This is a genomic window from Leptospira kemamanensis (assembly GCF_004769665.1).
Classification (GTDB): Bacteria; Spirochaetota; Leptospiria; order Leptospirales; family Leptospiraceae; genus Leptospira_A; species Leptospira_A kemamanensis.
Map to the genome: position 1 here is coordinate 1 of NZ_RQGG01000029.1, position 23,561 is coordinate 23,561.

Below are 23,561 nucleotides of genomic sequence, written 5' to 3' on the forward strand. Positions count from 1 at the left end.
TACTTTTGTTAATAAATTCTGACCAATTGTATTTAAAGAATCTACTTTAACATGAACTGCATCTTTAGAGTCACGGATTTCTAAAAAAGTATGGAGTAGAGGCAAACTTGCCATTTGATTCACTAATATAATCTTGGTTAAAGCTCTCTTTTCTAAATCTTCTAAAAGGAAAGTTTCAAATTTTGTTAATTTGATTTTTTGTGTTACAAGATAATTTTGAATGAATAAAGATTCTACAGCATAAGCATCTGCTTCAAATAAGGCTTTTACAATTCGATTGTTCTTATAAAATATAAAATAACTTTGACTATTGAAAAAATCATACGCATGAGTGAATTCGTGAACAAGTGCAGAGTAAAAGATACTTGGGTTTTTTTCATATTGGTCTAAAAAATATGTACCCACAACGATTGCTGGTTTTCGTTTTTCATTATAAAAATCAACAAATCCCATAGCGGACAAATCTTGATTTGCTTCTACATCGATTAAAAAAGTGACTTCTCCTTTAACGACTTGGTTCATCATGAAATTAACTTTTTGCTCTACTAAATCATGTTTTTTTGTGGAAGATTTGTATACGATTTCAAACTGTGTGATTGCGTTTCGTAATATAGGTTCATAATCTTTGAGAGTTTTTGTTTCTGCAAAAATAGAATAAGGAAAGAAAAGAAATAAGAACGGTAGGATTGTTTTCTTTAAAAGTTTTGTGGATGGATTCACTTGATTTGCTTCTGCTTTGTTTCTGGTTTTCTTAATATTTTTTCCATGGACTTACCTTTTGCAAGTTCATCCACAAGTTTATCTAAATAACGAACTTTTTTGGCGATTGGATTTTGAATTTCTTCCACTCGGTAGCCACAGATTAGTCCTTTGATGAGTTTTGCATTTTCATTTAGCTTTGCTTTGGCGAAAAAAACTTCAAAGGATACATTCTCTTTGATTAATCTATCAATTGTTTGTTCATCGAAGGAAGTAAGCCAAGTGATCACTTGGTTCAATTCCGCCTTCGTTTTTCCTTTTTTTTCTACTTTGGACAAATACAAAGGATACACAGATCCGAATTTCATCGTAGCTAATTTTTGAATGTGTTCTTCCGTTGGTTGCATTGGCATTTACCTGCGTGTTTGGTAATGAAGGGCTATTGTTCCCGAAGGGAAAGTTTTAGAATCGAGTAAATCCAAAAAAAGAGAATTCGTTAACGAATGTTCACCAAATAGTCGTGGGCCACTTCCGACAAGGACTGGATGGATGACAAACCGATACTCATCGATGAGTCCAACCTGAGAAAGTTGGGCAGCAATACTCAAACTACCGATACAAATATCTCTTCCTACTTGTTTTTTTAATTTAGAAACAGTTTCGACTAAGGGAAGATTGGCGACAGTTGTATTTGGGTCATCTACCTTGGTGATGGTGCGAGAAAATAATATTTTCTCCATACCAGTAAACACCTCCGCAAATTCATTGCTAACCTTTGACATGGATTTGTTTTTTGCCACTTCCGGCCAAAACGGAACCATCAATTCATATGTTGTTCTACCATAAAGAATTTGGTCTGCAGTTTTTAATAAATCAGTGAAATATTGATGTAACACATCGTCCACTACCATGCCTGTATGACCATAAAATCCATCGGCACTTGTATTGATCCCAAAGATAACTTTTCTCATTCGTCTTTTTTTAAAAAGTAAGTCAGATCTTGAAAGTACATTTTGGAGTAGGAGTAAGTCAATTTGCGAAATTCGGACAGTTTGATCGCCAATACGATATTAGGTGATTTAGGGAATAGGATCATTTTTGAACGATTGTTCTGCAGTTCAGTTGCATTAACGGACTAAAGTTGGGAAATGGATATGGTTCTACTTTTGTAAATTTATTGTTAGTTGAAAAAAAAGTTGACTAAGCAATTCGCATTTCTGACATTTGGCGACACTATCATACGCTAAAGTCATCTTTATGTATGATTATTGATTTGAAAACTAAAGGTAAAAAATATGCGCAAAGTAATGTTTGTTATCTTTGCTTTTTCGTTTTGTAACATATCCATGTGCAAAAGTGAAAGTGGGGTAACTAATTTAGATAAGATGTTTGTGTTTGGTTCATTTTTTGCTTCCAACTCAGTTTCAGTAAAACCTGAAACAGGAACAGTGATCCAAGCACCAACTATGAGTTTGACGATACCACTAGGTGCGTTAGACGAAGAAACGGTCATAACGTATTCTGAAACTTCCTTGCCTCCCGCAAACGATTCAGTTGTTCCAATCCAGGTGGCTTATCAGTTTGGTCCAGAACATTTGCAATTTAACAAACCAGTTCAAATGAAAATTTGTTATGATGCAAGACCTGAATTTTTGCAAGGCAAACGTGAGGATTCTTTACAGATCCAACACTATGATCCCAATACAAAAAAATATATCAGTTATGGTGGTGATGTTGATTTAGTAAACCATTGTGTAACTACATCAATCTATCATTTCTCCAATTATATTTTGACAGCTCAAAATTTAGTTTTGGGAAATAACCCTCCCACAATTGGTGGTGCAACGTTTTTTCCTGGTAGGTTAATTGAAGGTCTTCCCGCAGTTGTAAGAACGACGATTACGGATTGGGATGCGTCGGCGATTGTAACAGCTAGGTTTTATTATCGAACACAAGGTAGTGGTTCGATTTTCAAAAGCATTAACATGTTACCAGATGAAAACGATGGAACCAATCAATTTTACCAAGCGAAAATTCCAGCAACCGATATCGTAGCAGCAGGATTGGAATACTACATCGAAGTTTATGATTCGTTAAATGCTCGAGTGACAAGGCCGGCAACTGCTCCAACGGCATTCGATACAATCAATGGCGATATAAGAGATGCTGCATCACCAATTCGGTTTCAAACAACGATCACACGTATGACTGCTGGTTTTTCACGAGACCTAACTGTACAGGTAAAAGGAAATTCGTCTGCAACCTATTATCCAGTGCCAGCGGAAACTATGACGTTTGCAGGTGGAAAAGGTATTACCTCGAGACCAACTTGGCTTAGTGCACGTTATACGGCTCAAATCATTGGTGGTTCTTACATTCAGGCAAGTTATGGAAATTTGAATCTATCCATGCCGATCAATGTATATCCAGGAGTGATGGTTCGAATGTTGATTTTATACAATTCAGCAGAATTACCAAATCCTTTTGAGGTCACAGCTGGATCTACCACTGCACTTGATGCTGTCGGATATGATTCATTTAACAACTTCATATTTGTTCATCCAACATTTGCCTCGGATGGAGTGATCGGTTCTTTCGCGGATCCATTTTCGGATTTTGGAAAATTTACTGCCTTGTATTATCCAACCGATCGAACGGGAACAATCTCAGTGAGTTTAGGTGGATTCACTTCCACATACAACATTTTGGTGAAGGGATTTGGTGTGCTATGTCAATATGATGTAGGAACATTTGATTCTACATGCATATTCAATTGAAAAAATTTTGAGAAAACATAAGAGGAAAAATGATATGAAAGGTAATATTAAAGAATATTTAAAAAGTGGATTTTATAAAGGTGTAGGAATCACTTTAGGTTTTTTTACAACCAGTTTGGTTGCGGCAGCAGCAGCGATGAATCTATTTGCTCCAGGAGAAGTGATCAGTTCTGCAAGACTCAATCAAAACTTTATGATCGCAGCTCCCGAAGGAGCAGTCGTTGCATTTTATTTGAACAATTGTCCAGAAGGTTGGGCTCCAGCTGATGGAACGAATGGAACACCAAATTTACGCGGTGCTTTTGTGAGAGGGATTGACAATAGCGGTAGCACTTTGCGTGATCCTGATGGAATTCGTGCCATCGGTGATGATCAAGACGATGCATTTCAAGGTCACTTTCATGATCTTCATTCTAACTATGCTTCATATTCTGGGGTTATGGGTGGAATCATTGTTACACGTGATTCTCCTGCGATTGGATACACAGCAATTCAAGCTGGATCTGCAAGTACAATCAAAACCGACGGAATTAATGGAACCCCAAGAATCGCCAATGAAACTCGTCCGAAAAACGTTGCATTGACGTATTGTATGAGAAAGAACTAAGTCTCTTACAACATTTCTTAGTAGAAGAGAAGTGTTCGATTTGTAAAGATCGATCACTTCTCATTGATTCCATCTTCTCTCTTTGTATTGAATTTCACCTAACACCAATCCCTTACCATCCAATCATCATCACCAAAAACGTGATTCCGAGAAAGATACAAAGTGGGTTGTAAATACGTTTGGTATTCTTAACAAAAATTGGTTTCCAATGTTTGGTGATGAAGGGTAAATATCCCAAGACCCCTCGGAGGAAAAAGATCCCTGAAACAAAATACAATAGATAGGGCAGCAAAATCAATGTTTGGTGGTCGAGTTCTAAACTAAACCGTAACATCCAAATCCAAGGCAATGCTGAAAATAAAAATAATCCTGTTGCGACAAAAAAACAACTAAAGGTCGATGGAAACTGGGTTCCTTTCCCAAATACTCTATCGATTAAGTCTTGTTTGGTTTTGCCTGGCCACAAACCTCCCAGTCCCCAATAGATATGCAACATCGAAACTGCCACGAGGAGAATCGAGGTGACAATCGCAAGAGTATACAAAAAATACATGGAGACAATTGGGTTCATAAATCTAGTTCCTATGTTTCCTATTTTGTAATTTTTAATGTCGAAACAATTTGTTTGATTTCGTTTAAGGTTGGTTCAAAATCTTCTGAAACAAAACTGGAACCAACTAAGTAAAAGAAATCCTTACGTGGGAAAATCCAAATCGCTGAAACTACTTGGAATTCCTGATTGTCTTCGTCTAATAGTTTATAGGTGAAAACTGCATATCCAGCCAAATTTCCGTTGATTCTTACTACTTTTGGTTCCAATATATATTCGAATTTTTTTAAGACATAGGACATTCGAGAGAGGAGGATACGAAGATCATAAGGTATATTGTTAAATTCTAAATCGGATGATTGCGCTTTGATATTGATCATCGTCAAATATTCGTCAGTTTCGGGGTTTCCTTTGCGCATCGAATACAACGGTAGTTCTTTGTTTTCGTGTAATATCTTCGTAAAAGTTTTTGTTTTGAGTTGGAGTCGATTTTTATTATCACTAAACTCATCGTTTGTCACTTCTTCCCAAGAATCAGGTTTTTCAATCGATAACCCAAGGGATTTAAACTCTACTGTTTTTGTAGGACTGGCATAAAGTACAGTGGCAATAACACTCATAGTGATCATCAAATAGATCGTTTTCATTTGTTTTGGCATCCTCGTAAATTGACAAATCCCCATTTTCCATCTAAAGCAAAAGTGAAAACACCTTCCCTGAAACGAGTTAAAGATTGAAAAACAGGTGGCACAACCCATTCCCCGTTTCGATTGATAAATCCTTTTTTGCCATCTTCTTGTACAACGGCAAGGCCGTTCTCAAAGTTGGAAATGGATTCATATTTTGGTTCGATTAAATATTCTCCCTTTTGATTGATGATTCCAGATTTTTTTTCAATTTCAACAGTTGCATATCCTTCCTCAAAGTCGTATTCGGAATCAAATTTGGCTTCAATGACAACTTTTCCTTTTTGGTCTAAAAATCCCCATTTGTCTCCAAGTTCAAAACGAACCAGGCCTTCTTGAAAATTTCCCAGATAATCGTAGATAGGTGGTATGATGACATTGAAATTAGAATCCATAATTCCAGATTTTTGATAATGTTTAAACACAATTGTTCCTGCGTAAAAATAACCGCGTAAATCGTATTTGTCATGAACAAACTTTTTTTCGATTCCTTGCGCATTCACAAGGCCTTGGTGTTCTTCTCGTTTGAAAACTGCCCATCCATTATGGATTCCTGTGATTAAATCATATTGGATTGGGACTACAATTTTGCCAGTTCGATCGATGAGACCATACTTTCGATTGAGTTCCACGGCACCATATCCATTTTGAAAGTTATAGGTCATATCATAATACTTTCCACCTAACAAATCACCTTTTTTGTTGAGAAACCCCCTGGGACCTTTTCGATCCTCACCTTCCCGAAACACTGCATAACCATCATGGAAATCACCAATAAAAGAAAACTCGAAGTCCATCACTACGTTTTCTTTGAGATCAATGAATCCGAATTTTCCATTTTTTTTGGCTTGGATCCAGTCTTCCGATACAGAAGATAAATCATCGTAAATGATTTGGCTCACTTGGATGCGAGGATCACGGAAGATCAGTTTGGTGGGGGCATTTGAGTTGGGTCCAGGTTTTTGGATCGTAAAACGTAAATCGCAGGCGTTGATGACTGGATTTTCTTTTTTTGGCAAACTCAAGCAGGAAAAAAAACAGAGTAGTAGGAGGCAAAATGGAACCAAAAACGGTGAATTCATAGAACTCTAGCTTGTGAAATGAACTCACGAATGAAAATCAATTTTCACTGCACCCCGGATAGAAGCGGAAATCCTTTGCGATGCAAAGATTGGAGCGGATAGCCGGAAATGTGCGCCCCGAAACTTGGAAAAAAATATAATTTTTTCCAAAAAAAACGACTTTCATGCAATAAAATAAAGAGGACGAGACATTTGTTAGGTTCCCACAAACAGCGATCTGTTGCTAGGAAAGCCACTTAACAGCCTTTCCACTACAAAATCACCATTCCATTGTATGATTTTATTCTGATGGAACCAACTTTATTGACAATGATCATGAGAAAAATTAAAACAGTCAAAAATCACTAGGAGAACCATGTGAAAAAGAGCATTTTTTTTGCGATCTCACTCACACTACTATTATTAACCCAAAATTGTTCAGGTAACAATATGTATGTCTATCTGTACTCGCCAGGAGCGAATACAAACCCTACCAGGGAGTATGCATCCCCTTATGTAGCTGCAAAAGGTGGATTTTTCTTCCACAAAACGGCTGTTCCAGGTCCTCTTGGACTCAATGCGGAAGGAACTTCTGAAGGAAAAGGTTGTAGCCATTCAATCCTTTATCTTTTTGCGTTTGGTGATTCATCCATCGAATCTGCTAAAAAAGCTGGAAACATTACAAAAGTTGCCTACGTAGATTATGAGCAACTTGGAATCCTTGCGGGTCATGTTTACCACCGAGTTTGTACAGTTGTAAAAGGATCGTAATCGGAGTACCTTATGAAAATGAAATTAGTTTTTATCTCTCTTTTATCAGTATTTTTATTCGCAAATTGTGCAATTGGACCAACACATGGTGGTCTATATACTTCTACAAAATTTGCAGGAACTTTCAACGCTGAAAACAATGTGAAGGTTTCAAAAGAAGGAAAAGGATGTATGTGGACAGTTCTTTATCTCTTTAGCGTTGGTGATGCAGGAGCAGGTTCTGTTGCCAACAAAAACGGGATCAGCAAAATTGCAACAATCGACCACTCTACTCTTTCTATTCTTACGGGTTTATTCCGTAACTATTGTACCATCGTATCTGGAGAATAATCATGAAATACCTTTTACTTTCAATTTTTAGTTTAACGCTATTCACAAATTGTGTAACCACTCCAATCCCTGGTTACTTTTTTACCAAAACAACCCAACATCTCAATGGGGATGCAACTGGAAATATGGTAACTTCTGCAAAGGTGGAAAAGTCTGGTAAGTCTTGCAGTTTTTCAGGTTTGGTAATCAACTTTTTCTTTTATGGAGCAGGAAACTCAATTGAAGAAGGTGCACAACACGCAGGCATCAAAAAAATTGCCGTTGTGGATAGAGAGTCTTTAACGATTTTACCATTCGGACTTTTTTATCGCGAATGTGTGATTGTTTGGGGGGAATAGTCCGTGTCCCATAACAAAATTATCCTCACTTTGGTGACGTTGTTTCTTTCCTTTGGGAATCTTTTTGCCAAGGATTATGATTCAACACATGAATTGCCAGAAGTAAAACAACCTGATAAACATAGAGTGTTTTTAAGACTAACCGATGGATTTGGTACTCTTTACATTCCGGAGAAGGATTACACAAGAAACGAAGACATTTCTGGTTATGCGGTTAGGAATACTCCAATCTCTGGATTTGATTTGTATTCGTTTTCTCAACAGATTCCAAAATTTGATGCAACGTCTTCTGGACGTGAACTAGAGTATCGTAACCAAGACAAGTTCCGATTTTTCTATGAAACCAGAAATCTTGTGAATGTTGGAAAACCTGCCAGTGATGATGTTTACAGAACTAAGTTTTCAGAGAAACAGAATAGTGTTGGTTTTGCTTACTTTCATCCATTAACACCTAACTTCAATGTGGGTGCAAGTTTGCGTTATACAACTGTTGACCAGTTAACAAAAACCAATCCTTTCTCTCAGTCGCTTGTCGGAAATAACTTCATTTACGCTATTTCCCCAAGAGATGCAGAGATGTCGGCAAAAGGATTTGTTCCTGGAGTTCACTTAGAATTCAAACCACTTCGTTGGTTTGAGATCCATTTAGGGCAACAGTTCTATATGTTAAAAGGATCAGAATCGCGACCTACTATTTTTCTTGCCGCTGGCGGTGGAGCAAGTGCAGGTGGTGCTATTTTTGAAAGTGCTGATGTAACATACACGGGAACCAAACAAAACCTTGACTTTGTTTTCCGTTTTTCTTCTTGGTTTGCCACAAAATGGGGATATTCCAGAGAAAGAATGTTAGTAAGGTCTAGTAATCCACTTTCGATTGGATCTGGTTTTAGTGCAGCTAACTCAGTCAGTTATGCACTTTGGAATGGTGCTCAAACACAAAAGTTTGATTTAACTGCTCTCAACCTTACCTTTGAATTTTCAAAAAGTTTTGGCGAGTAATTCACTCTAAAACAATCCTAACAGGAGAATCCCTGTTAGGTGTAGATTTCCTTCTTTCAAAATCCTTCCTCAAATATCAATGCGCAAATTTTCCGACCAAACGATTGGAGTGGTTCCTCCAAAACATTGACCTATACCCATTCATTCCACTGTTAGTTTTTGTTGCGTTACAATGAATTGAAACGCATTTTCAGATAATGATTTTCCATTGATGGTGGCTGACCAAGCACTGTGACCGGCTCCTTCCAATCGATTGTATTCGTAAGGGGCACCAGAACTTATATAAGCATCACGCAGAGCTTCTGCTTGGGTGATCGGAACATCCAAATCAGCAGATCCGTGCACAATGCTAATTGGAGGATCGTTGGCATCAAATCTAGATTGACCAGTGATGGCTTGCAAATAGGTCATATGATTGATCCCACCCCAATGGTCGATGATGGTGTGGTCTGTGGAACCAGCGGAAAGATTAGTAGAACTCAGTGTGGAATCTGTAGTAATTAAGCTCTCATCTCGAAAATCACTTGGGTTAGTGATTCCAAGCATATTCGCTAAGAAGGATCCAGCAGATCCTCCTAACGCAGTCACATAGTTCGTGTTAATACCATAAATAGAAGCATTTGCATACAACCAACGAACAGCCGCTTTTGCATCGCGAGCAGCTGGATACATGGCGTAACTCTGTTGTTTTTCTGCTGGAGTCAGTGTCGGATGATTCAAAACATAATTCCCCCATGAAGTGGCAAGAGATCCATAAGCCGAGATGAGTCGATAGTTGATGGAAATACAAACCCATCCTCGACTCGCAAAATAATTTGCCATAGCAACTATGTTAGTGTCTTCTTTCGATCCAGTGGAAAATCCTCCTCCATGAATCAAAATCATCGCGGGACGATTGGTGGATGTATTCTCAGGTAAATACAAATCTAAACTTAAGTTTACGACACCTGCAGATACAGCAGTCCTTGGAGCAGTAAACCAGTGGCAAGTAAGGAAATATTTTGAGAATCGGAAGGATTGTTAGTTTTCTCACCAATGTTGATACAAGAAATCATAAACAAACAGGGAATGAGTATTACAACCAAAATGTCTGAAAATCCAAATGGAAAACGAGTTGTTCGAAACTGATTTGTTAAATTCATGAATCTTATCCTTTCGACTCTTTATAACAATCGATGACGGTAAATGTTCAAAATAAAATCTGAAATTTCCTAGGAGAAAGAACATGTTTCATACGCAAGATTTTGATAAAATTGGGAATCACAATGGAACATAAAAAAAGTCTAAAGCATATGCCTTCTATTTCCTTTCCTCCCTATCCAAACATAGAGAAAACTTATACATCTTTACCAGAGTCATTTTTCCAATACACAAAACCAACACCAGTTGCTTCCCCCAAAGTTTTATTCTGGAATGAGGAGTTGGCACTTGAGTTTCAATTGGCGGATTGGTCAAAGGAAGAAGAGGCACTTGCACAATTTTTTTCTGGATCTCGTTTACCGGAAGGCCTGCAACCGTTTGCAGAAGCGTATGCGGGTCATCAGTTCGGACACTTTACCATATTAGGTGATGGAAGAGCCATAGTGATGGGAGAGATCCAAAATCGAAGTGGGGAACGTTTTGATTTCCAATGGAAAGGTTCAGGAAGAACACGCTATTCGCGAAATGGAGATGGCCGTGCAACCGTGAGTGCCATGTCTCGGGAATACATCATGAGTGAAGCAATGGCGGGATTACAAATTCCAACGACTCGAAGTTTGGCAGTCGTCACCACTGGTGAACCTGTCTTACGGGAAGAAACCCAGGAAGGTGCAGTTCTTACCCGAGTGGCAAAAAGTCATATTCGTGTTGGAACGTTTGAATATGCTTACCAAACTTTATCACTCAATGAATTGGAGGCTTTGTTTCGTTATACGGCCGAAAGACATGCTCCCGAAGTCTTGAAACAAAACAACCCGGCTTTAAGTTTTTTAGAATTCGTAATGAAGAGACAAGTGGATCTCGTCATAAACTGGATGCGAGTGGGATTTATCCATGGTGTGATGAATACGGATAACATGAGTATCGCAGGTGAGACGATCGACTACGGTCCATGTGCCTTTATGAATGGATATTCTGCCAAACGAGTGTTTAGTTCCATCGATGTGAATGGACGTTACGCATACGCAAACCAAGTGGGGATTGCCCAGTGGAATCTTGCTTGTTTGGCCAATTCACTTCTCCCACTCATTGACAAAAACCAAGAGACAGCCATTACATTGGCAAAAGCAAAAATGTCTGAATTGGAAACATGGTTTCAGGAACGTTATATCCGTATGTTGGGTGAAAAAATCGGAATTCCTCACCTAACAGAGAAAGATTTACCACTTTTACAAAGCCTTTATCAGTGGATGCAAGACACCGAAGCAGATTTCACCAATACCTTTCTTGTATTGGAAGGTGTTTATGCACCCAAGGAATCGATTTACAATGATATTCGTTGGAATGACTGGGTAAACACTTGGCAGGAAGAAAAAAAGAAGAAGGGAATCCGAGAAGAAGATGCGACCTTTTTAATGCAAAAGACAAATCCTAGTTTCGTTCCCAGGAATCATTTAGTCGAAAGTGCACTGACAAATGCAAACCAGGGACTCACAAGTGTTGCCGATCAGCTGATAGAAAGAGGTAAATCTCCTTATCTTCGCGAAAAAGGATATGATTACGAATCGGAAGTGCCAATGGGAGGAGATCGCAACTATCGCACGTTTTGTGGGACTTGAGGATTAAAATAGGAGAATGGTTGGAACAGATTGAAAGTCTGTATCAATCTGTTCGGTCAAATCTTGTTTTGTCCGTCAAACTTTTTTTATCGAGACATCTGTATTTTCTGAAGTAGAAATCGATAAGGAATTCATTTATACACAGTATTTCAGCAATCCGCAGGTTATCATCAAGAACGATAATGGATTGAAGGTAATGATTGCCGTGATCACAAGATAAATAGGAGTGCTAAAATATTTTTTAAAATTAAACTTTTGGAAAGGTATGGTTAAAGGAAGTAGTAAGCCAAGTACAAAGATGCAAAAAGTGAGTTGATCAATGAACTTGTAATGTAGCGGAATTGCGACAACTTTGTTCAAATACTGATACGAGATTTGAGCGAAAGAATAACTGAGAAATATAGTGAGAACTGAAATTGAAAATGAAAAGATGATCTTGATCATTAGAGTTTTCACTTAGGAAATGATTATGGCTCAACAAATGAAAGTCAATTCGAAAGAGGCTTCCAAATTCATTCCATTGGTTGATTTGGCCTCCACGATTCGATTTTTGAAGGCTCTCTTCATCTAATACAAGAGATGGAAGGATAGGTTTTGCACCTCGAACTAGAATTCGTATCACTATCTGGTTTTTTTCGCAAAAAATTGACACGAAATCGATTGCCAATCTTCTTTTTCTTTTTTACACTAAGATTTCAATTTCTTTCGAATCTTTCGATTTCCTCTAGGAGGTTATGACGTGATACAACACCTAACCAAAATTCTCATCCTCGCCGCTATCACTTGGGTATCGGTTCCTGTTTTTGCTGGGGCCGAAGCGAAAATGAAATCTGAGGCATCCGTTCCTTATGATCCAAACAAAAAAAAACCGGGAGAAGAATGTAAATCTTCTGATGAATGCCAAAATCACCACGAGTGTAAAAGTGATGGTGAAAAAAATGTCTGCACGGCTCCACCACCACGAAAGTTACCACCAGGAGTTGTGACCTAACACGGGACGTAAGTGGGAATCATCGGATCTAAAAGTTTGCTTTTGCCAAAAATTTCCCACTTCGATTTTTTCTTGATCATTGGGACCACACTTCTTGCCAGTACGATGGCGGGAGTGACTGTGTTCTGGCCTTTACTGTTCATCCCTATGTTAACTCTACACAGTTGGCTTTTTGGGTATGAACATTTATGGTCTACTTACACAAGACTCTTGTTTCATTCGGAGGATCGCAAACGGTACTCGGCATTGTTGTGGATTGTGTTCCCGATTGTTTTTTTCATTTTGTTTGCGATCGGGAAAACGTGGGGACTCAAAGGAATTTTTCTTACTTATTTTATCGGCCAGTTTTATCATACCGTTCGGCAGAGTTGGGGGATCACACAAGCTTACCGTCGTGACGCGGGAGGGATGAGTTGGGATTCTGAATGGTTGTCTGAATTGACTTTGTGGTCTGTGCCTATTTGGGGTTTCCTCCATCGCTCGTCTCAGAGACCAAATGAATTTTTGTTTCAAGACTTTTGGCTTCCTCCTGTGCCAAAGGTGGTTGTTTCTGTGGCAGGTATCATCTCGATCATTCTTTGGTTGTACTGGGCCTATACACGTCTCATGGCGTTACGTCGAAAGGAACTCGATGCCCGCCATACTTTGTTTATGATATCCCACTTTTTTGTTTTTTTTCTGGGTTATATTTGGATCGAGGAATTGTGTTCTGGTTGGTTACTTGTGAACGTTTGGCACAATGTGCAATACATTCTCTATGTTTGGGCATTTAACCAAAAACGTTTTGTCCTTGGAGTGGATTCTAAGGCAAAAGTTTTGTCTTGGCTTTCGCAAAAAAAACTAGGTGTTAGTATTTTATATTTTCTCTTCACGATCACACTCGCCTTACCAATGATTTATTTTCTTCCTTTGGCTGGAATGACACTTGATGAATTATTTAAGAACCAACTTGTTCCGTTTGCAGTTCTATTGGCGATGTCTTTTACCTTTCATCATTATATGGTGGATGGAGTGATTTGGAAACGAGAGCATCTTCCCGCATCAATCAATCGTTGAAAATCGATTTTCTCCAAAAATAGGTTCGGCAAACATTCGATTCGCAAATTCTCTTCCGAAATTTTACTGATAAAAACGCTTCCTGATCATCGTTCAAACCGATCCGAAACCACAAAAAAGAGTATGATATCATGATTGGCGACGATTAAACTTCCAAAACCAATTATCCTATTGGATACCAAGGAAAGGAAATGAATCTATGAACAAAAATCTTCCCCAAAACCATCTCTCCCAAAAAAGAAATCTGCTTAGCGTTCTCATCGTTTTTGCTCTTGCCAGCACGATTGGATGTGCTTCTAGTTTGTATCCGGTTCGCACAACTGTTGAGAAAAAAGAATCAATTGCTGTTTTCCTCAATAAAGTGGAATCAACTCCTGCATTAGTCCAAGGTACTCATATGGCGAAAGCTTCCAAAAGTATCGCTGAGTATGATGCCCTCTTGGAAACATTGAAACAATCCCTACAAAAAGAATTCCCAGGTTCAAAAGTGGTAGAACCAAAAACAACGAAAGATGAAATCTTGGGACAAACAGTTTATATGTATGACTTTGCTTCCACAAAATCAAAAATCGGAATCGAATTTATTCCAGCGACGACTTATACGATCGATGGAAGTTTTGAAAAATCTTGGACACAAGAGACAAAAGTTATGATTCGCTTCCGAGAAATCAATGGAGATCGAATGGGAAAATACATGGGAAGTCGGTTTGGTTATACTTTGGCAACAGTGACTGAATCAGGAAGTTGTGGTGGCACTTGCCAAAAGAATGCCAATGTTCTCGTTGAAATGTCAAACCCAGCCAAACATGTACCAAATCTGAAATCACAAATCCCAGAAAACTTGAAGAAAGTGATCCAAGAAATCATGGCAAGTGAACCGTAGAGTTCCTTCGGTTACAAACATTACCTTGTGATCGCAAAGATAAGATCATGAATGTAAACTGAGGGAATCGGTTTTACATTCATGATCTTTGTAACGTATGATCTCCATAAAAAGTTTTAGAGCCATTTTAATCGATGCATCTAAAACGGTAATCGTCGAACTTTTAACAACATATCCATAGGAAGTAATTCCTTCTGTCTTTGTTACGATTTCTTTCTCTGTATGGGAGGATAAAAAGATGAGTGGAATGTCTGTTTTTTCCAGAATGATTTTTGCAGCTTCTGTCCCCTCGATGCACAAGTTACGGAATATCCGTATTGTTCTAAACTTTTTTTTCGGTGAGAGAAAGAATCGCCTCATCTTCCACAAGCAATACTTTGAGGGGATGGTTTTGCATGTTCGGATGGTTCCTTGTTTTGGTCCATTTATAATGATTCTAGGAAAGTAGATCTTTGTCCTCTGCGCCCCGGATTGCAGCGGAAATCCTTTGCGAATGCAAAGATTGGAGCGAAAAGCCGGAAATGTGCGCCCCCAATCAGTGAAGCCTGACAAATGTTTTGCCAGACTTCTTTTTAATTCAGTTAACGAAGGTTACCTGTTTCCTTCGTTCATAATCTCACTATGATTTTTGTTGAGTCCAGCGGCTGTTAAGGACGGAGCGCGGACGTGACCAGAATACTGTGTGTATGTTGTATTTCCACTCACCACTGAGCTTTGGCACTTATCTAAACCACCAGCACGATTGTATCCACAAGCAGAGTGAAACGCAACTGCATAGTCATCCGCACCTGGAAGGATGAAGGAAGAACCAAATCGAGTTTTGTAACCTGGAACATGATTGATGAGAACCGATGCTGTTACGTTGTGATTGAACGCACCACGAGCCGTTGTTACTCGAAGTGACTGATCCATTGCGTTTCCGCCCCCACCAATTAAGTTTGCGAGTTCAGAACCACCAGAAGCAGCAGCAAGAGCCGTTACTTTTGTAATATTGAAACCTTTTGCAGTCGTTGTATCACCGAGGCTTGCTAACCAATATTCGATGGCATAACATCCAGCGGAATGACAAACGATCTTACAAGTATTGGATCCCTTGCAATAATTCATTAGGCCAGTTGTGATATTGGTTTGGGCTCTCGCAGATCCGTAGGTTCTTGGATCAGAGCTTCCATCGTAACCAATGAAGATTTTGGATCCCGAAACCACATTCGCATTCGTTCCCCAATAACTGTTCACATCGGTGGTTCCTACCCCGTCGTGATTTTTACTGGACTTCCCGTGAATGAACACGGTATAAGTCTGTGCGCTCATGCTGGTCGCAAACAGCATGGCAAAAATTAGGTTGATTGTAATTTTCATCTTTCTCTCCTTTTTCAAGTAGCCCAGAAGTACAAATTTGGTTAAAGTATGTCAAATATTTATTTTTATGGCATAATTATTTCTAAAAAATGAGTAAATGACACAAAAAGCTCCGTAGTTTCGTAAAAATACTCAACACTTGTCAGGAAATTTTGGAGGTGAAACGAGAGAGGTTCAGGGATTAGAAGAAGGCACGGGCAGAAGGGGAAGTGTTGTTCCTTGAGTACGGAGGAGAGGGGTGAGGGCACCTCGCAATGGTTCGGAAGTTAGAAATTCTTTCGTGCAAGCGACTGGGCTTTCCGTTCCAATCTTTGCGTTCGCAAAGGATTTCCACTGCTATCCCTGGTGCAGGGACATTGAATGAAAATCGATTGCCGTGTGTAAATTTTAGCAATTACTTGCCCTAAAGAAAAGAATTTCCATTTTTTAAATCACTCCCTTTCGAGGGATTGGTGATCTCGAATTCGCTTTTCTCCTGCAATACCAATTCACTGAGTTGATCACGAGGCAATGATATGATTCCGATTCCAAAACGATTTCTCCTACTGCTAATTGTTACCAATGCATTTAGTTGTCACCTGCATCATGCCAACATCCAAGGTGATGCTTATGGGGCAAAAGGGATGATCTTTGGAAAGGAGCCATTCTTTCAAGGAACCTTACCTGTCAGGGTTGAATTTGATACTAGTGATAAGGCATTTGTTAGAGATTATCTCAAACGCAAAGGACAGAATATAGTCGTTTCTCATGATAGAATCGACAGTTACTTTTCGGAAGAGATCGTCGCAAAATTTCGAAACAGTAAGTATTTTACTCACAACCCTTCAGCAACAATGAAGATACGAGTCGTTTCTTCCTTAGAAGAAGTTAAAATTGCTGTAGTTAGTTTGATCGCTGCGGTTGGAACATTGGGAATCATTCCTGCCGTCAGTCGTACTCATGGAAGCATCCAATTTGAACTCTTTGACTCTTCTCAGAATAAAAGCATTCGTACATTTAAATATTCCATTCATCATCGCGAATTTTTGGGCACTAGTACAATCATTTTAGGATCTTTTCTTCCGTTGTTTAGCGAACGATTTGATCGTTCAACAAACGAAAGAACTTTTGCCGTTATGCGAGTTGCCTTCAAACAATTCGAAAATGATTTGATGATAGAATTAGATCAAGATAAAACTTTGTTAAAGAGATTTACTGCCGATTTGAATAAAATTTATGCACTTTTGCCTTTTAGAAATAAAACAAATTCGATCAATTCCTATGAAGACCAACTTCATTCTGAATTGGAATCACAGTTTTTAAAATCAGGCATCGCTTTGGTAGAAAGAAAAAAACAAGATATACTTCTTGAAGAAATTAAGTTCTCAAATTCAGGTTTAACTGATTCGAATCGACTTGCCTTTGGTAAACTTACAAATGCCAATCGAGTCATCATGATCGAGGATTTGGTGATCAAAGAACCAAAAACTTCAAATTATACAGAAATCTTATTTTCTATTCGTTGTGTGGATATAGAATCTGGCCAAATCGTATGGTCAAAACCTTCTAAATATGTGAGTTTCGAATCCAATTCCTTGGATTGGCATATTGGTATGTCAGCTCGTGAAATGATCTACCAATTGCAAACCAGTGGTGAATTATGAAGCATCGGATGTTTCAAGTGGAGAAACATATAAAAATAATATCTATATCTATTTTTGTCTTGGGATTCGACAACTGTTTCATGCACTATACTGAGAAGATCCCACCAAATCAAATCCATGACGGAAAGGAAATATCCTTATTCAGGAGACACCTACCCATTAAACTCAAACTAAACCGGTCTAATATTCCAAAATCAATTCCGGTAGAATTTGTAGAAAAAATAAAAGATGATAAGACCAATGAGTATAAACTTCCATCGCTTCATAAACAGTTTATTGATAATTACATTGAAAATTATTATTCAGAGGAAATTTTAGCCAAATTTAAAATAAATGAATTGTTTATAAACAATCCAAATGCAAATATCATGGTGGAGATCAAAGCTCTCCCAATCAAAATTGAAGTTGATAAATCTAGTAGACTATATAGTGCATTTTCGTTAGGTATGATTCCTTATCAAACTTATACATATGGACAAATTACTTTCGAATTAGTCGATTTGGATCAAAAGGAAAAAATTAAGGAATATACATACAAGCTAAACCATCGTCAATATGTGGGAACTTCTCTGTATATATTCTCTCCCTTGATCCTCTTATTTTCGGATTATATAGACCACTCTGGGACTGCGAATACATACAGTATTATGTGGCGCGCTCACGAAGCCTTCCATCGAGATCTTACCTATGATTTGAGTCGCGATCCTAAATTATTAGAAAGATTTTATATACATGAATCACCAAATTATTCTCTTCAAATCAAGAGCACTGAAAAAGGAAAAGAATTTGAACCCTTATTTCAATCTATGATGGAATCAGCTTTGATTGCTAAAGGGTTTCATTTATTTGATATTGATAGATCCTACTCAGGGAAAAAAAAGATCGATCGCAGTATCCTGATCGAGAAATTTATTTTTGAAAGGAATTTAGATGGAAAGGAAGAGGTTTCCAAAATCAAATATGAAGCAACGTGTCAGGATTTGATCTCTGGAAACATCCTTTGGAAACAAAGTATCAGTTATGCCACGATGCAAAAAGAGTTATTGGACCAAGAAATTATTCAAATCGCAACGCAGGAGTTATTTCGGCAACTGAGTCAAGATGGAATTATTTGAAGGATCGATTGTTTCCTTTGAATGGAAAGAGTTGATGGTATCTCCGCAAGGGAGTTGGACCCTTGGGGAGATGTTAAGCACCGAATCCTTACGGTTTTGGATACAAGCTTGGCATCAGTTTTCCAGTCCATTTCGCTCTTAAGACTGCGGTGCTGTTATTGTTACTGATATTATTGTCCCAAAAACTAAATCCAAATTTTTCCCGATGAAAAAAAGGACCGGTGTGACCTCCCCAAAATCCTTCTGCGGCAAGTGTGTTACAAAATGCGCGAGACCATTTGAGTGACCAAGGAATGTTTGATTTTGCTGCACTAAACACACCTTCTGCACCGGCTTGTGCTTTGCAGACTAAGTTCGCATCACTGAAGTAAGGTGCTTGGTCTTCTGCATCAGGGATAAAACTTGCTCCGCAGTGTGCATTTTTGGAACCTTGGCAAGGACCAAAAGCAGAACCAAGTTTACCCGGATATTTTTGATCCCACTTGGTTGTGAATTTTCTCTCGTCTCCCCAAAGAGCTCGTTTGAACATACACTGGTCTTTTTGCACTTGTCTGTCTGGGCTTGAATATCCAACCAAGGCTCTGACATGATTGATTGCAATTCTATGCCATTCATCGACTTCCGCTTTCGTTGGATTTTGATTATCCTGAAACGGATTGTGCCTATAGAAAACTTCTCTGATTCCGCGTACACGATCTGCACTTGGACAGATTGCAGCAAAAAACTGCGCCTTAGTCATCTTAGTTGGATCATAGATGGTTTTTCCATCCCATTTAGAAGCTTCCCATTGGGCTTTTGTAATCCATTTTACGCTATCTGGGTCATGTCCAGTGTTTCCAGCGGCCAATGGCTTGGATTGGAACGATTTCCAGTAAGCTTGCTCTGGAGTGTACTGCACAGTATCGTTTGCATAGAGCATTGAAATATTGAGAACAAAAATGGCAAAAAATATAAAAAATTTCTGAGACATTGGGTTCCTGAAAGATTCGTAATTGGAAATCATTCCTTCATTAAGGAAAGATATTTCCTAGTATGCAAGCTTTAAAAACAATTAGGTGAGTCTCGAAATCGTTGTGATATTTATTTCTAAGTTGATTGTTATGTTGAAACTTGATTCGGTAACCATTTCACAAGAGTTTCTCTTAAGTTGGCCAACCGAGCAGGTTTGATCAAAAGTTCATCCATTCCAATGGACAAACAGTAATCCCGTTCTTCTACCAATGCATTGGCAGTGTAACCGATGATCGGTATTCGTTTTTCAAAATTAGATTTTTCTATATTTCTGATCTCTTGAGTCAACATATAACCATCTTTTATGGGCATATGGCAATCGGTGATGATGAGATCGTATTTATGTGTTAACCACAACTGCAAAGCTTTTTCTCCATCATCCGCTCCATCCACTTGTAAACCAAAAACTTTTAATTGGCGTATAATGATTTCTAAGTTCACTGAATTGTCATCAACAGCTAAAATACGAGGTGTATAAGTTTCGCTAAAATGAATTGGTTCAATTGTGGCTAGGACCTTCTCCTTCGAATTCTGGCTTTTGATATCCATTTTAGCAGTGGGAAGCGACAGGGTAATGCTAAACGTAGATCCAACACCTGGTGAACTATCGATTGTTATGTTCCCATCCATCAGTTCTGACAATCTCATACAGATAGAAAGTCCAAGCCCAGTTCCACCATACAATCTAGCGGTGTCAGCAGTTGCCTGTGTATAAGACTGAAATAATTTTGATTGATCACTCTCACTGAGTCCAATACCCGTATCGGTGACCGAAAACTGGATTTGTTGTAATGAATCAATATTTTTAATTAAGTTTGCTGAAACTTTGATACTTCCTTTCTGAGTAAATTTAATTCCATTGCTAACGAAATTATTGATAATCTGAGACAAACGTAAGGGATCCATAATATGCGCACTTGCAATTTTTTCATCCACTTCATATCTCAAATTCAAACCTTTGGAACTTGCGATTTGTAAATAGGTTGTCACTACTTCTGAAAGAAGTTGACTAATCGAGGTTGGTTGGAGGGATAACTCCAATTTTCCCTCTTCTATTTTGGAAAGATCGAGTATATCGCTCAGGATACGAAGTAAACTATTGCCTGAAACCAAAGCATTGTTCACTAACCTTTTTTGGTCATCACTAAGAGTTGTTTGATATAGTAACTCTAACATACCGATAAGCCCACTTAAAGGTGTACGGATTTCATGGCTCATCGTAGCGAGAAAAGCATCCTTTGCTTTGTTTGCCATTTCAGCATTTTCTTTTGCCTTTTCTAAAAAAGTTTTTGCTGCAAATTCTTCCGAGATATCGCGAAATACTAATATTGATCCAATAATTTCACCGTTTTTGTTTCGAATGGGAGAACATGTATCAGAAATATTGATTTTCCTTCCATAGCGGTGGATTAAAATTCCATCTTGGCTACTTGCTTTGACCGTTCCATTAGAGATGACTTCGAAAATAGGAATACTTTTAGGTAATCCAGACGATACATACACTAATTGTAAAACATCGCTTACGTTTTTACCAATCGCTTCTCTTTCTGTCCAACCGGTAAGGGATTCGGCAACTGGATTTAATCGATTGATGATTCCATGTTCATCTGTAGCAAGAACAGCATCGCCGATAGAACTAAGTGTGATGGATAAATTTTGTTCGCTATTGAGTAATGCTTCATTCTTTTCGATCACTTCTTTCGCACGGGTGATCACTTCTGATTCCATTTTGGAAATGCGCTCAGTCATTTCATCCGTTAGTTCCGATTGATGTACTTTTTGTTCTTTTAAATATACAAAATCCGTAACATCTTCAGCTGTATGTACAATACATACTAAATCACCATTGGAATCGAAAACTGGTGAATTTCTTGGACTCCAATATCTGACTTCGAAACCACTTCCATCCGGCTTCGTGATATCATATTTTTGTAATGCCATTGTGCTTGTGCGTTTATAGTTAAGCACCTGCGTAAGGGATGATCGAAGTTGTTTGACTCCATCCGCCGATACATCATCTGGATTGTCTGGGAAAACTTCAAAAAGATTATGTCCAACTACGTTTTCTCTTTCAATCAAAGTAGCCTTTGCATAGGCGTCGCTGATATCAATAATATTAAAATCTAAATCCAACAACATATAGAGTTCTGGTAGGGATCGAAATATATTTTGAAAATCAAAAATTGGAAATTGATTGTTTTGGGAAGTCGATTTCGACTCTCGTTTTTTTTGATCCATGGATTTTTCCAGAACAGAGTTGAAAAAACAGATTAGAATAAGAGAGCATAAAAGTATCGAATGATCAATCAATAAATATCTTTGGTCTGGATCAAACGCAAAAATATAAAGTAAACTTAGGATACTCCCCAGAATTTTGAGACAAGGCAGGCGTTACCTTCAGAATAGAATTCCAAACATGGGAACAGAATGTTCGAGTAAACATTGATCTTGGTTTATCGATCCGTATCTTTTAGTCCAAACGTTTTCCTTGACTAGTATGAGATTTAATTTGTATGATTTCCAGCGATCAAACTACTATACTGACACAAGGTGAACCAAGTTCTTATGAAAAAAATTATTTTCATGACATCGATCTTCGTTTTTACTCTAGCTTGTTCCCGTGGCAAGGCCATGGTCGTAACTGCTGAAAGTGGGTTACGGTTTCACACGGAACCCAAACTTGATGCCACAGTGCTTGAGCTCTTACCCAATGGCACTCATGTGAAGGTACTGCAGGCAGAAGGTCCGCAAGCTACCATTGACAATATCACCGCCAATTGGATAGAAGCAGAAGTGCATGAAAAGAAGGGATGGTTATTTGGTGGTTACTTGAGTGAGGATCCAGTTTTACTTGAGAAAACAGACCAGTGTTTGCAACAAACTGGTAAAGCGTGGTTTCAGGATCGGTGCGTGAACGAGAAGATCGCACAGTTTTTGATAACAGAACCAGTGTTATTTGGCTGGTGTGGGGCACAGAACTATCACTTCAAACATAACCGAAAAATTTATATAGAAGGTATGTATGTTCCTGATCCATTTTTTACTTCTTGGGAAATCAGGGAGGATCAGTTATGGATTCGAACCAGGAGCGAACTATCAGATCCAAAGAGTTTGGTTTCTTGTCAAATTACCTTTCAAGAGAATGTTGTCATCAAAACTTGCCCACCTGACAGAGACGGAGTTGTGTATCCAAGTAAATATAAAAAAGATAAAGGCAATACCTATCATTTTATCGGGGAATGTGGTTTATAGGACAAACGTGTGTTATGCTATTGGCACCTCGCAAATGTTTCGTGGAACCAAACGGTTTCAGTACGAGCGACCGCGCTATTCGTTCCAATCTTTCAAGTCTTTTAGCAGATGAAAATAATTCAGTGTATGGAAAGGATTTCCGCTACTATCGCTGGTGCGGGGTGAAAGTTTGAATCAGTAGAAAGATCAATCACCCAAAATAGGGTGATTCATTTCAAACAATACTTCGACTGACTTCCTTCACTCGACACAGCGAACCCAAGCTCTTCTTTCTGGATCTGGATGAGCCAATTGATTTCCTGCGTGAACGAATATGCCCTTTTCAGAACTCCAGTAACTAGAATTTTCATATCCATCACCAGGAAAATATTTTTGAGAGGTATACACTGCCAAAAGTTCAGAAGCAGTAGGGAGTCGCAAAGAAAGATTGGCACAGTAAGCAATTGCTTCTTCGTGTGTTTTTAATGGACTCTTTGCACTCCATTTTTGACCTGCGATGGAAGTTAATTCTTCTTTTTCCAGTTTTGTCTCATTTGTTGCACATTGGCAAAGGAGTAAAAGGGAAACGATGATCGTCGATTTGAGATGATTTGGCATAAGAAGGAAAGCCTCCAATTTAGGTTTCAGATTTAAGCAAAAGGAAGAATGGAGTAAAGGATAATTTGAATGATCAT

General features: G+C 38.4%; 25 protein-coding genes and 1 pseudogene. 13 read left to right on the forward strand and 13 right to left on the reverse strand.

Going from position 1 to position 23,561, the window contains the following annotated elements; genetic code table 11:
- The 3 genes from EHQ59_RS09480 to EHQ59_RS09490 all read right to left on the reverse strand — a co-directional run.
- Positions 1-720, reverse strand: a 720-nt coding sequence (locus EHQ59_RS09480; protein ID WP_244245468.1) for a hypothetical protein, incomplete at its 3' end; no start/stop codon positions are given.
- Positions 717-1,106, reverse strand: a complete 390-nt coding sequence (locus EHQ59_RS09485; RefSeq protein WP_135619428.1) for a DUF2200 domain-containing protein — start codon at positions 1,104-1,106, stop codon at positions 717-719. The genes EHQ59_RS09485 and EHQ59_RS09480, both read right to left, overlap by 4 nt.
- A 6-nt stretch (positions 1,107-1,112) precedes the next feature.
- Positions 1,113-1,670, reverse strand: a complete 558-nt coding sequence (locus EHQ59_RS09490) for a dihydrofolate reductase family protein (RefSeq protein ID WP_135619429.1) — start codon at positions 1,668-1,670, stop codon at positions 1,113-1,115.
- Between the two features lie 375 nt (positions 1,671-2,045).
- Between EHQ59_RS09490 and EHQ59_RS09495 the strand changes: the two genes are divergently transcribed.
- Positions 2,046-3,476, forward strand: coding sequence for a hypothetical protein (locus EHQ59_RS09495; protein WP_135619430.1), 1,431 nt, complete (start codon positions 2,046-2,048; stop codon positions 3,474-3,476).
- Between the two features lie 34 nt (positions 3,477-3,510).
- Positions 3,511-4,083, forward strand: a complete 573-nt coding sequence (locus EHQ59_RS09500) for a phage tail protein (protein ID WP_135619431.1) — start codon at positions 3,511-3,513, stop codon at positions 4,081-4,083.
- 112 nt (positions 4,084-4,195) lie between these two features.
- Here EHQ59_RS09500 and EHQ59_RS09505 read toward each other — a convergent pair whose 3' ends face one another.
- Genes EHQ59_RS09505 through EHQ59_RS09515 form a run of 3 tightly spaced genes read right to left on the reverse strand, consistent with a single transcriptional unit; the run spans position 4,196 to position 6,338 of the window.
- Positions 4,196-4,654 carry a DUF3995 domain-containing protein gene (locus EHQ59_RS09505; RefSeq protein ID WP_244245469.1) on the reverse strand — a complete coding sequence of 153 codons (459 nt, stop codon included), beginning with the start codon at positions 4,652-4,654 and terminating at the stop codon, positions 4,196-4,198.
- 20 nt (positions 4,655-4,674) lie between these two features.
- The gene (locus EHQ59_RS09510; protein ID WP_135619432.1) at positions 4,675-5,280 is read right to left on the reverse strand and encodes a hypothetical protein; all 606 of its coding nucleotides are present in this window, start codon (positions 5,278-5,280) and stop codon (positions 4,675-4,677) included.
- Positions 5,277-6,338, reverse strand: a complete 1,062-nt coding sequence (locus EHQ59_RS09515; protein WP_244245470.1) for a WG repeat-containing protein — start codon at positions 6,336-6,338, stop codon at positions 5,277-5,279. Before EHQ59_RS09515 ends, EHQ59_RS09510 begins: the two co-directional genes overlap by 4 nt.
- 420 nt (positions 6,339-6,758) lie before the next feature.
- On the opposite strand from EHQ59_RS09515, the gene lsa14 reads away from it, so the two are divergent.
- From lsa14 to EHQ59_RS09535, 4 genes are read left to right on the forward strand one after another with little or no spacing between them, the layout of a single operon-like run.
- Positions 6,759-7,151, forward strand: coding sequence for an adhesin Lsa14 (lsa14, locus tag EHQ59_RS09520; RefSeq protein ID WP_135619434.1), 393 nt, complete (start codon positions 6,759-6,761; stop codon positions 7,149-7,151).
- A gap of 12 nt (positions 7,152-7,163) precedes the next feature.
- Positions 7,164-7,481 (forward strand): TRL-like family protein, encoded by a 318-nt coding sequence (locus EHQ59_RS09525; protein WP_135619435.1) that lies wholly within the window; start codon positions 7,164-7,166, stop codon positions 7,479-7,481.
- Between the two features lie 2 nt (positions 7,482-7,483).
- The gene (locus EHQ59_RS09530; RefSeq protein WP_135619436.1) at positions 7,484-7,819 is read left to right on the forward strand and encodes a TRL domain-containing protein; all 336 of its coding nucleotides are present in this window, start codon (positions 7,484-7,486) and stop codon (positions 7,817-7,819) included.
- Positions 7,820-7,822: 3 nt separating this feature from the next.
- Positions 7,823-8,818, forward strand: a complete 996-nt coding sequence (locus EHQ59_RS09535) for a hypothetical protein (RefSeq protein WP_135619437.1) — start codon at positions 7,823-7,825, stop codon at positions 8,816-8,818.
- A gap of 141 nt (positions 8,819-8,959) precedes the next feature.
- On the opposite strand, the gene EHQ59_RS09540 is transcribed toward EHQ59_RS09535, so the two are convergent.
- Positions 8,960-9,742, reverse strand: coding sequence for an alpha/beta hydrolase (locus EHQ59_RS09540; protein ID WP_135619438.1), 783 nt, complete (start codon positions 9,740-9,742; stop codon positions 8,960-8,962).
- Between the two features lie 14 nt (positions 9,743-9,756).
- Entirely contained in the window at positions 9,757-9,960 is a 204-nt protein-coding gene (locus tag EHQ59_RS09545; protein WP_135619439.1) for a hypothetical protein, read from the reverse strand.
- A 123-nt stretch (positions 9,961-10,083) separates the two neighbouring features.
- On the opposite strand from EHQ59_RS09545, the gene EHQ59_RS09550 reads away from it, so the two are divergent.
- From EHQ59_RS09550 to EHQ59_RS09565, 4 genes are all read left to right on the forward strand, one after another.
- Positions 10,084-11,577: a protein adenylyltransferase SelO gene (locus EHQ59_RS09550; RefSeq protein ID WP_244245472.1), complete on the forward strand. Its 1,494-nt coding sequence runs from the start codon at positions 10,084-10,086 to the stop codon at positions 11,575-11,577.
- 739 nt (positions 11,578-12,316) lie between these two features.
- On the forward strand, positions 12,317-12,568 hold the full coding sequence (locus EHQ59_RS09555) for a hypothetical protein (RefSeq protein WP_135619441.1): 252 nt from the start codon (positions 12,317-12,319) through the stop codon (positions 12,566-12,568).
- A 147-nt stretch (positions 12,569-12,715) separates the two neighbouring features.
- Positions 12,716-13,624, forward strand: coding sequence for a hypothetical protein (locus tag EHQ59_RS09560; RefSeq protein ID WP_244245473.1), 909 nt, complete (start codon positions 12,716-12,718; stop codon positions 13,622-13,624).
- A gap of 199 nt (positions 13,625-13,823) precedes the next feature.
- Positions 13,824-14,507: a hypothetical protein gene (locus EHQ59_RS09565; protein ID WP_135619442.1), complete on the forward strand. Its 684-nt coding sequence runs from the start codon at positions 13,824-13,826 to the stop codon at positions 14,505-14,507.
- A 108-nt stretch (positions 14,508-14,615) separates the two neighbouring features.
- Here the strand turns inward: EHQ59_RS09565 and EHQ59_RS09570 are convergent.
- Positions 14,616-14,798 (reverse strand): annotated as a pseudogene (locus tag EHQ59_RS09570) (response regulator); the annotation flags it as partial.
- Between the two features lie 300 nt (positions 14,799-15,098).
- Entirely contained in the window at positions 15,099-15,866 is a 768-nt protein-coding gene (locus EHQ59_RS09575; protein WP_135619443.1) for a hypothetical protein, read from the reverse strand.
- Between the two features lie 515 nt (positions 15,867-16,381).
- Here EHQ59_RS09575 and EHQ59_RS09580 point away from each other — a divergent pair.
- Positions 16,382-17,509 carry a hypothetical protein gene (locus EHQ59_RS09580; protein WP_135619444.1) on the forward strand — a complete coding sequence of 376 codons (1,128 nt, stop codon included), beginning with the start codon at positions 16,382-16,384 and terminating at the stop codon, positions 17,507-17,509.
- A complete protein-coding gene (locus EHQ59_RS09585) occupies positions 17,506-18,624 on the forward strand; it encodes a hypothetical protein (RefSeq protein WP_167481394.1) in 1,119 nt (372 codons plus the stop codon). The genes EHQ59_RS09580 and EHQ59_RS09585 overlap by 4 nt, the downstream gene beginning before the upstream one ends.
- An 88-nt stretch (positions 18,625-18,712) precedes the next feature.
- Here the strand turns inward: EHQ59_RS09585 and EHQ59_RS09590 are convergent, their stop codons facing one another.
- Positions 18,713-19,594 (reverse strand): hypothetical protein, encoded by an 882-nt coding sequence (locus EHQ59_RS09590; RefSeq protein ID WP_135619446.1) that lies wholly within the window; start codon positions 19,592-19,594, stop codon positions 18,713-18,715.
- Positions 19,595-19,722: 128 nt separating this feature from the next.
- The gene (locus EHQ59_RS09595) at positions 19,723-21,873 is read right to left on the reverse strand and encodes a PAS domain-containing hybrid sensor histidine kinase/response regulator (RefSeq protein ID WP_135619447.1); all 2,151 of its coding nucleotides are present in this window, start codon (positions 21,871-21,873) and stop codon (positions 19,723-19,725) included.
- Positions 21,874-22,200: 327 nt separating this feature from the next.
- Between EHQ59_RS09595 and EHQ59_RS09600 the strand changes: the two genes are divergently transcribed.
- On the forward strand, positions 22,201-22,887 hold the full coding sequence (locus EHQ59_RS09600) for an SH3 domain-containing protein (protein WP_135619448.1): 687 nt from the start codon (positions 22,201-22,203) through the stop codon (positions 22,885-22,887).
- A gap of 240 nt (positions 22,888-23,127) precedes the next feature.
- Here the strand turns inward: EHQ59_RS09600 and EHQ59_RS09605 are convergent, their stop codons facing one another.
- Positions 23,128-23,484 (reverse strand): Lcl C-terminal domain-containing protein, encoded by a 357-nt coding sequence (locus EHQ59_RS09605; RefSeq protein WP_135619449.1) that lies wholly within the window; start codon positions 23,482-23,484, stop codon positions 23,128-23,130.
- Positions 23,485-23,561: the final 77 nt, after the last annotated feature.

What these genes read in the sequence shown, in the direction of transcription:
- EHQ59_RS09490 (WP_135619429.1), bottom strand. Translation starts at nt 1,670, where the DNA reads ATGAGAAAAGTTATCTTTGGGATCAATACAAGTGCCGATGGATTTTAT.
- EHQ59_RS09485 (WP_135619428.1), bottom strand. Translation starts at nt 1,106, where the DNA reads ATGCAACCAACGGAAGAACACATTCAAAAATTAGCTACGATGAAATTC.
- EHQ59_RS09505 (WP_244245469.1), bottom strand. Translation starts at nt 4,654, where the DNA reads ATGAACCCAATTGTCTCCATGTATTTTTTGTATACTCTTGCGATTGTC.
- EHQ59_RS09585 (WP_167481394.1), top strand. Translation starts at nt 17,506, where the DNA reads ATGAAGCATCGGATGTTTCAAGTGGAGAAACATATAAAAATAATATCT.
- EHQ59_RS09525 (WP_135619435.1), top strand. Translation starts at nt 7,164, where the DNA reads ATGAAAATGAAATTAGTTTTTATCTCTCTTTTATCAGTATTTTTATTC.
- EHQ59_RS09580 (WP_135619444.1), top strand. Translation starts at nt 16,382, where the DNA reads ATGATTCCGATTCCAAAACGATTTCTCCTACTGCTAATTGTTACCAAT.
- EHQ59_RS09600 (WP_135619448.1), top strand. Translation starts at nt 22,201, where the DNA reads ATGAAAAAAATTATTTTCATGACATCGATCTTCGTTTTTACTCTAGCT.
- EHQ59_RS09545 (WP_135619439.1), bottom strand. Translation starts at nt 9,960, where the DNA reads ATGAATTTAACAAATCAGTTTCGAACAACTCGTTTTCCATTTGGATTT.
- EHQ59_RS09590 (WP_135619446.1), bottom strand. Translation starts at nt 19,594, where the DNA reads ATGTCTCAGAAATTTTTTATATTTTTTGCCATTTTTGTTCTCAATATT.
- EHQ59_RS09510 (WP_135619432.1), bottom strand. Translation starts at nt 5,280, where the DNA reads ATGAAAACGATCTATTTGATGATCACTATGAGTGTTATTGCCACTGTA.
- EHQ59_RS09565 (WP_135619442.1), top strand. Translation starts at nt 13,824, where the DNA reads ATGAACAAAAATCTTCCCCAAAACCATCTCTCCCAAAAAAGAAATCTG.
- EHQ59_RS09495 (WP_135619430.1), top strand. Translation starts at nt 2,046, where the DNA reads ATGTGCAAAAGTGAAAGTGGGGTAACTAATTTAGATAAGATGTTTGTG.
- EHQ59_RS09575 (WP_135619443.1), bottom strand. Translation starts at nt 15,866, where the DNA reads ATGAAAATTACAATCAACCTAATTTTTGCCATGCTGTTTGCGACCAGC.
- EHQ59_RS09500 (WP_135619431.1), top strand. Translation starts at nt 3,511, where the DNA reads ATGAAAGGTAATATTAAAGAATATTTAAAAAGTGGATTTTATAAAGGT.
- EHQ59_RS09605 (WP_135619449.1), bottom strand. Translation starts at nt 23,484, where the DNA reads ATGCCAAATCATCTCAAATCGACGATCATCGTTTCCCTTTTACTCCTT.
- EHQ59_RS09595 (WP_135619447.1), bottom strand. Translation starts at nt 21,873, where the DNA reads ATGGATCAAAAAAAACGAGAGTCGAAATCGACTTCCCAAAACAATCAA.
- EHQ59_RS09560 (WP_244245473.1), top strand. Translation starts at nt 12,716, where the DNA reads ATGTTAACTCTACACAGTTGGCTTTTTGGGTATGAACATTTATGGTCT.
- EHQ59_RS09530 (WP_135619436.1), top strand. Translation starts at nt 7,484, where the DNA reads ATGAAATACCTTTTACTTTCAATTTTTAGTTTAACGCTATTCACAAAT.
- EHQ59_RS09550 (WP_244245472.1), top strand. Translation starts at nt 10,084, where the DNA reads ATGGAACATAAAAAAAGTCTAAAGCATATGCCTTCTATTTCCTTTCCT.